This window comes from Kineococcus glutinatus, assembly GCF_039542765.1.
Lineage (GTDB): Bacteria > Actinomycetota > Actinomycetes > Actinomycetales > Kineococcaceae > Kineococcus_A > Kineococcus_A glutinatus.
Genome location: NZ_BAABIL010000163.1, coordinates 1 through 6965 on the forward strand (window position 1 = coordinate 1; position 6965 = coordinate 6965).

At 74.6% G+C, this 6965-nt stretch carries 8 protein-coding genes; 4 read left to right on the top strand and 4 right to left on the bottom strand.

What is annotated here, in order from left to right; translation table 11 throughout:
• Both ABEB16_RS06990 and ABEB16_RS06995 read right to left on the bottom strand, forming a co-directional pair.
• The coding region (locus tag ABEB16_RS06990; RefSeq protein WP_345711539.1) for a YflT domain-containing protein at nucleotides 1–505 on the bottom strand (505 nt) is incomplete at its 3' end.
• Between the two features lie 101 nt (nucleotides 506–606).
• Complete coding sequence (locus ABEB16_RS06995) at nucleotides 607–1200, bottom strand: Dps family protein (RefSeq protein WP_345711540.1); 594 nt, start codon at nucleotides 1198–1200, stop codon at nucleotides 607–609.
• Nucleotides 1201–1329: 129 nt separating this feature from the next.
• Between ABEB16_RS06995 and ABEB16_RS07000 the strand changes: the two genes are divergently transcribed.
• Genes ABEB16_RS07000 through ABEB16_RS07015 form a run of 4 tightly spaced genes read left to right on the top strand, consistent with a single transcriptional unit; the run spans nucleotide 1330 to nucleotide 6236 of the window.
• Nucleotides 1330–2694: a magnesium transporter MgtE N-terminal domain-containing protein gene (locus ABEB16_RS07000; protein WP_345711541.1), complete on the top strand. Its 1365-nt coding sequence runs from the start codon at nucleotides 1330–1332 to the stop codon at nucleotides 2692–2694.
• On the top strand, nucleotides 2687–3310 hold the full coding sequence (locus ABEB16_RS07005) for a DUF1003 domain-containing protein (protein WP_425560121.1): 624 nt from the start codon (nucleotides 2687–2689) through the stop codon (nucleotides 3308–3310). The genes ABEB16_RS07000 and ABEB16_RS07005 overlap by 8 nt, the downstream gene beginning before the upstream one ends.
• The gene (locus tag ABEB16_RS07010; RefSeq protein WP_345711542.1) at nucleotides 3307–5040 is read left to right on the top strand and encodes a GspE/PulE family protein; all 1734 of its coding nucleotides are present in this window, start codon (nucleotides 3307–3309) and stop codon (nucleotides 5038–5040) included. The genes ABEB16_RS07005 and ABEB16_RS07010 overlap by 4 nt, the downstream gene beginning before the upstream one ends.
• 59 nt (nucleotides 5041–5099) lie before the next feature.
• Nucleotides 5100–6236 (top strand): Mrp/NBP35 family ATP-binding protein, encoded by a 1137-nt coding sequence (locus ABEB16_RS07015; protein WP_345711543.1) that lies wholly within the window; start codon nucleotides 5100–5102, stop codon nucleotides 6234–6236.
• A 45-nt stretch (nucleotides 6237–6281) separates the two neighbouring features.
• Here the strand turns inward: ABEB16_RS07015 and ABEB16_RS07020 are convergent, their stop codons facing one another.
• Together ABEB16_RS07020 and ABEB16_RS07025 are read right to left on the bottom strand one after the other, a co-directional pair.
• Nucleotides 6282–6677: a sec-independent translocase gene (locus ABEB16_RS07020; protein WP_345711544.1), complete on the bottom strand. Its 396-nt coding sequence runs from the start codon at nucleotides 6675–6677 to the stop codon at nucleotides 6282–6284.
• Nucleotides 6678–6751: 74 nt separating this feature from the next.
• Nucleotides 6752–6965 (bottom strand): hypothetical protein (locus ABEB16_RS07025; protein WP_345711545.1); only part of this gene is annotated, 214 nt, incomplete at its 5' end.

Genomic DNA, 6965 nt, shown 5'->3' on the forward strand with positions numbered 1-6965 from the left:
TGTCGGTGACGATGAAGCCGTACCGCTGGGCCGCGCGCGCCACCATGCGGGCCACCGGGGCCAGCTGCAGCGAGCACAGCACGGTGTACTCCCCCGCCACGATCTGGCTGGCGGAGGTGAAGTCCCGCCGCCCACCGGTGAGGGCGAAGGAGATGACGCCGAACAGCATCCCGAACCCCGCGCCGATGAACAGGCCGGTGAGCAACCCGGCGAACCCGCCGGAGCCGAAGAACGACATCAGGACGCCGACGAACAGGCCGAACCAGGCGCCCGAGGCCGCACCCGCACCGGCGGCGCGGGCGTAGGTGAGGCGGCCGGTGACGCGCTCGACCATCTTCAGGTCGGTGCCGACGATGGTCACGTTCTGCACCGGGAACTGCTCGTCGGAGAGGAAGTCGACGGCACGCTGCGCCTCCTCGTAGGTGGCGTACCTGCCGATCGGGTCCCCCTGCGGCGGCGTCGGCAGCGCGGGCCGGCCGCCACCCATCGGGTTGAAGTTCGACATCTCCCCATCCTCGTCGGTCCCCCGGCCGCTGCCGCGGCCGCCGGTCGCACGGTCCAACGCGCCGGGAGCCCGCCCGGTGCCGGGGCTCCCGGTGCCGGCTCTCAGGCCGCGTCGGTCCGGTCGTGGACGCTGGAGGTGGCCTCCGCCTCGGTGTGCGCCCCGGCCGTGGACAGCTGCCCGCCGGCGGTCTCCAGGTGCGCGCGCACGAACCAGTGGTACTGCTCCAGCTGGCCGGCCTGCCCGATGAGCAGGTCCTGGGTCACCGCGTCGAGCTCCTCCGTCGCCTCGATGGCGCCGCGGTAGTCCGCGATGACCCCCGCGTAGACGAGGTCCAGCGCCGCCAGGTGCTCGATGGCCCCGGCGCGGCCCACGGAGTAGTCGTCCCAGTCGCGGTCGCCGACGATCGCACCGGGCGTGCCGACCGGGGACGCGCCGAGCGTGGCGATGCGCTCGGCCACCTCGTCGGCGAACTGCCGGGCGGTGTCCACCTGGGGGTCGAGCATCTCGTGGACCGCGATGAAGTGCGGGCCCACGACGTTCCAGTGCACGTGCTTGAGGGTGAGGTGCAGGTCCGTCAGCGCGTTGAGCCGGTTCTGCAGGATCGCCGCGACCTCCAGGGCCTGCTCGGTGCCCATCCCCGGGACGGTGTAGGCGGGGGCGCCCGCCTTCTTCGTGAGTTCGCTCGACTTCGCCATGCGCACACCGTAGGAGCGCTCACCCCGCGCCGCAGTCCGGGACGGACCGCGCGGCCCCTCCCCGCCGCGGCCGGGCCCCGCGCGCGGCCGCCCGGCCGGTCCCCGCGCGGCGCGGCTAGCCTGAGGAGCATGAGTGGTGCACCGTCGCGGGTGTTCGTGGCCCGGCTCGCGGGCACCGCCGTCTTCGACCCCCAGGGCGACCAGGTGGGGCGGGTGCGCGACGTCGTCGCCAGCGTGCGCCCCGGCCGCCAGCCCGACCGCGTCATCGGCCTCGTCGTCGAGGTCCCCGGCCGGCGGCGGGTGTTCGTGCCCATGACGCGCGTGACGAGCATCGACGCCGGCCAGGTCATCACCACGGGCCTGGTGAACATGCGCCGCTTCGAGCAGCGCCCCACCGAGATCCTGCTGATCGGGGAGCTGCTCGACCGCACCGTCACCCTCCTCGACGGCAGCGGCCCCGCCACCGTCGAGGACCTCGGCATCGAGCCGGTCCGGGCCCGGGAGTGGCGGCTGACGAAGGTGTTCGTCCGGCGCGGGCAGAGCCACCGCGGCATCGGCGGGCGGTTGCGCCGGCGCGGGGAGACGTTCGTCGTCGACGCCGACGCCGTCTCCGGCATGGCCTCCCCGAGCGCGGACCAGGGCGCCACCAACCTGCTCGCGGCCTTCGAGGAGCTCAAGGCCGCGGACCTGGCCGACGTCATCCACGAGCTGACCGCCAAGCGCCGCAACGAGGTCGCCGCCGCCCTGGACGACGAGCGCCTCGCCGACGTGCTGGAGGAGCTGCCCGAGGACGACCAGGTGGCGATCCTGTCCCACCTGGAGGGCGACCGCGCCGCCCACGTCCTGGAGGCGATGCAGCCCGACGACGCCGCCGACCTGCTCTCGGAGCTGCCGGCGGAGCAGGCCGAGCGGCTGCTGGCGCTCATGGAGCCCGACGACGCCGACCCGGTGCGCCGCCTGCTGGCCTACGACGAGCGCACCGCCGGTGGTCTCATGACCACCGACCCGGTGCTGCTGGGGCCGGAGGCGACCATCGCCGAGGCGCTGGCCCACCTGCGCCGCCAGGAGCTGACGCCCACGCTGGCCGCCGCCGTCTACGTGTGCCGCCCGCCGCTGGAGACGCCCACGGGCCGCTTCCTCGGCATGGCGCACATCCAGCGCCTGCTGCGGGAGGCCCCGCACATCGCGGTGGGGCAGGTCATCGACAAGGACATCGAGCCGCTGGGGGCCGAGGCCACCCTGCAGCAGGTCACCCGCCACCTGGCGACGTACAACCTGGTCTCCGCGCCCGTCGTCGACGAGGGCGGGCACCTGCTGGGCGCGGTGACGGTCGACGACGTCCTCGACCACCTGCTGCCGGACGACTGGCGCGACGAGGACGAGGACGAGGAGCTGCTGCAGGAGCGGCCACCCGGCCGCGACGGCGCCCGGGTGGCGCCATCACCGGCCCGCGGGGTCGTGCGCAGCGTGCGGCGGGAGGTGGGCCGTGGCTGAGCGCGGCGGGCGGCGCGGCGCGGGTCTGGACACCCCGCGGGAGGCGCGCTGGCAGTGGGTGGCCCGTCCCACCGTGGACCCGGAGGCGTTCGGGCGGGCGTCGGAGAAGTTCGCCCGCTTCATGGGCACCGCGCGCTTCCTCGTCTACATGTCGGTGTTCGTCATCGCGTACGTGGTGTGGAACGTGCTGGCGCCCGGACCGCTGCGGTTCGACCCGTACTCCTTCACCTTCCTCACCCTCGTGCTGTCGCTGCAGGCCTCCTACGCGGCGCCGCTGATCCTGCTGGCGCAGAACCGGCAGGCCGACCGCGACCGGGTCATCGCCGAGCAGGACCGCGCCCGCGACGAGCGCGCCCTGGCCGACACCGAGTACCTGACGCGGGAGGTCGCGGCGCTGCGCATCGCCCTGCGCGACGTGGCCACCCGCGACTTCGTGCGCGCGGAGCTGCGGGCGCTGCTGGAGGAGGTCCGCGCCGACGACGACGCCGCCCCGCCCAAGCGCAAGAAGGGCAAGGGGCAGGGCAAGTCCGCCGGCGGGGAGGGCCCGCGGTCGCCCGAACGGACCCCGGCCGCGGACTTCAGCGCGGGCCCGGACCTGCCGACACCACCTGGGTGACGACCCTCGACGCCACCGCCCCGCAGGGACCGGCCGCACCCCAGCGCCGCCGTCTGGGTGACGTGCTGGTCGAGAAGGGCCTGCTGCTCCCCGAGGACCTCGACCTGGCCCTCACCGAGCAGCGCAACCCCGACGCGCCCCGGCGCCGCCTCGGCCAGATCCTGGTGGCCCTCAACCTGGTCACCGAGGCGGAGCTCGGGCAGTGCCTCGCCGAGCTGCTCGGCCTGGAGTCCGTCGACCTGTCGAAGGTCGTGCCCGCCCCCGACGTGGTGCGGCTGCTGCCGCGCGCCGTCGCCGAGCGCACCTGCGTCCTCGTGCTGGACCGCACGCCGGAGTACATGCTCGTGGCCGCGGCCGACCCCACGAACGTCCTGGCGCTGGACGACGTCAAGCTCTACACCCGCACCCCCGAGCTGCACGTCGTCGTCGGCATGGAGAGCCAGATCCGCGACCAGCTCGCGCGCGCCTGGTCCCTGACCGCGGACTCGTCCCAGGTCAGCGCCATGGTCGAGGACGTCGCCCCCGAGGAGGACGGCGACGGCACGGCGCAGCAGGTCGTCAGCGACGACGACGCGCCCATCGTCAAGCTCGTCAACCGGATCCTGTCCGACGCGGTGCGGCTGCGGGCCTCCGACATCCACCTGGAGAGCCAGCGCGAGGGCCTGCGGGTGCGCTTCCGCGTGGACGGCCTGCTGCGCGACGTCATGCAGGCCCCCAAGCGCGTCGGCCCGTCCGTCGTCAGCCGCATCAAGATCATCTCCGGTCTGGACATCTCCGAGCGGCGCATCCCGCAGGACGGCCGCACCCGGATCACCGTCGACGGCGCCGCCATCGACTGCCGCGTCTCGACGCTGCCCTCCCTGCACGGGGAGAAGATCGTCATCCGGCTGCTCACCCGAGGCGACGCGGTGCCGAGCCTGGACTCCCTGGGCTTCGAGCCGGAGCAGCTGGCCACCTTCGAGCGGGCGCTGTCGGTGCCGCAGGGCCTGGTGCTCATCACCGGCCCCACCGGCTCCGGCAAGACGAACACCCTCTACGCCGCCATCCACGCCACGATGTCGCCCGAGAAGAACATCGTGACGCTGGAGGACCCCGTCGAGGTCCAGCTGCCGGGCATCACGCAGGTGCAGGTGCACGCCAAGGTGGGCATGACCTTCGCCGCCGGCCTGCGCTCGATCCTGCGCCAGGACCCCGACATCGTCCTCATCGGTGAGGTCCGCGACACCGAGACCGCCGAGCTCGCCCTGAAGGCGTCGATGACGGGCCACCTGGTGCTGACCACCCTGCACACCAACTCCGCGGTGGCGGCGCTGACCCGCCTCATCGACATGGGCGCCGCGCCGTTCCTCGTCGCCTCGTCGCTGACCGCCTCCATCGCACAGCGCCTCGTGCGCAAGCCGTGCGACTCCTGCGCCGACGGCTACATCCCCGACGAGCAGACCCTGGTGCTGCTCGGCCTGACCATCGAGGACATCCTCGACGCCACCCCGCTCAAGGGCACCGGCTGCCCCGACTGCGGCGGCACCGGCTACCGCGGGCGCACCGCGGTGTACGAGGTCCTCGACGTCGACCCCGACATGCGCAACATCCTCATGCGCGACCCCTCCGAGGCCGCGCTGCTGGAGCAGGCCCGCCGCACCGGGATGCTCACCCTGCGGGACTCCGCGCTGCTGAAGGCGATGCGCGGGGAGACCACCTTCGAGGAGGTCGTGCGCGTCACGGCCGGCTGAGCCGGGGCCGGCCGGCCGGGCCGGAGGTGGCCACCGCGGGTGCCACGTAGCCTTGCGGCATGGCAGCACCCACCGCCGACGCGGTCCGCGAGGCGCTCTCCGCCGTGCACGACCCCGAGCTGCACCGGCCCATCACCGAGCTCGGCATGGTGGCCGACGTCCGGGTCGGCGACGACGGCGTGGTCGCCGTGCACGTCCTGCTCACGATCGCCGGCTGCCCCATGCGCGAGACCCTCACCCGCGACGTCACCGCCGCGGTGGCGCGGGTGGAGGGCGCCCGCGGTGCGGCCGTCACCTTCGGGGTGATGTCGCCGGAGCAGCGGCAGGCGCTGACGGCCCGGCTGCGGGGCACCACGACCGCGGCGCCGACGATCTCCTTCAACTCCCCCGGCTCGCTCACCCGCGTCATCGCGGTGGCCTCCGGCAAGGGTGGCGTCGGCAAGTCCAGCGTGACCGTCAACCTGGCCGCCGCGCTGGCCGCCGAGGGCCGCTCCGTGGGGGTCGTGGACGCCGACGTGCACGGCTTCTCCGTGCCGCACCTGCTCGGCGTCACCGGGCGCCCGACGAAGGTGGACTCCATGATCCTGCCGCCCACCGCGGCGGGCATCAAGGTCATCTCCATCGGCATGTTCGTCGAGGGCAACCAGCCGGTGACGTGGCGCGGGCCGATGCTGCACCGGGCGCTGCAGCAGTTCCTCACCGACGTCTTCTGGGGCGACCTCGACGTCCTGCTGCTCGACCTGCCCCCGGGCACCGGCGACGTCGCCATCAGCGTCGCGCAGCTGCTGCCCGGCGCGGAGGTCCTCGTCGTCACCACCCCGCAGCAGGCCGCCGCCGAGGTCGCCGAGCGGGCCGGGGCGATGGCCGAGCAGACCCACCAGCGCGTCCTGGGCGTGGTGGAGAACATGTCGTGGCTGCCGATGCCCGACGGGTCCCGGCTGGAGCTGTTCGGCGCCGGCGGCGGGCACCGGGTGGCCGGGTCGCTGTCGCAGCGGCTGGGCGCGCAGGTCCCGCTGCTGGGCCAGGTGCCCCTCGACGTCGCGCTGCGCGAGGGCGGCGACGCCGGGCGGCCCGTGGTGCTCTCGCAGCCGGACAGCCCCGCCGCGCAGGCGCTGCGCGAGGTGGCGCGCGAGGTGCTGCGGCAGGGCCGGGGCCTGGCGGGGCGCAAGCTGGGGCTGAGCGTGGCCCGGGCCTGAGCCGGGTCCGGACGCGTCCGCGTCAGGGGCCCGGACGCGGACGCGTCAGGTGGCGTCCTCGTCGAACGGCGTGCGCTGCGCCGCCGGCCGGGCCGCCTCCTTGCCCAGCGAGACACCCCCGCCGGCCGACGCCGGGGCCGCACCGCCGCCGCGCCTGGCCACCGGTGCCTGCTCGTCGTCGTCCTCCCAGACCTCGGTGAGGGCCTCGCGGACGATGCGGCGCGGGTCGTACTGGCGCGGGTCGAGCTTGCGCCAGTCGATGTCGTCGAACTCGGGCCCCAGCTCCTCGCGCATCTGCCGCTGCGCGCCGCGGGCGAAGTCGCGGACCTGCCGCACGAGACGACCGAGCTGCTCCGCGTAGTGCGGCAGCCGCTCCGGACCCAGGATCACCAGGGCCACGACGAGGATGACGACGAACTCGCCGCCGTTGATGCCGAACACCGTCGAAGACTAACCGTCGAGGGAACGCGCGGGCGGCGCACCGCGACCACGCCCGGCGGTGCGGCGCGGGGTGCTCACCGCCCGTCCGCGCCGCCGGGAGCGGGTTCCCCGCTCGTGGCCGGCGCCGGGGAGTCCCACCACGTGAGCTCGGCGATCGGCAGCCGCGAGGGCACCTGCTCACCACCGAGCAGGACCGCACCCGCGATGCCCGCCCCCACGAGGGAGACGGCGCCGACGGGCACCGCGGCCAGCGGCTGGCGGCGCAGCACCGCGCGACAGCGCGGGCCG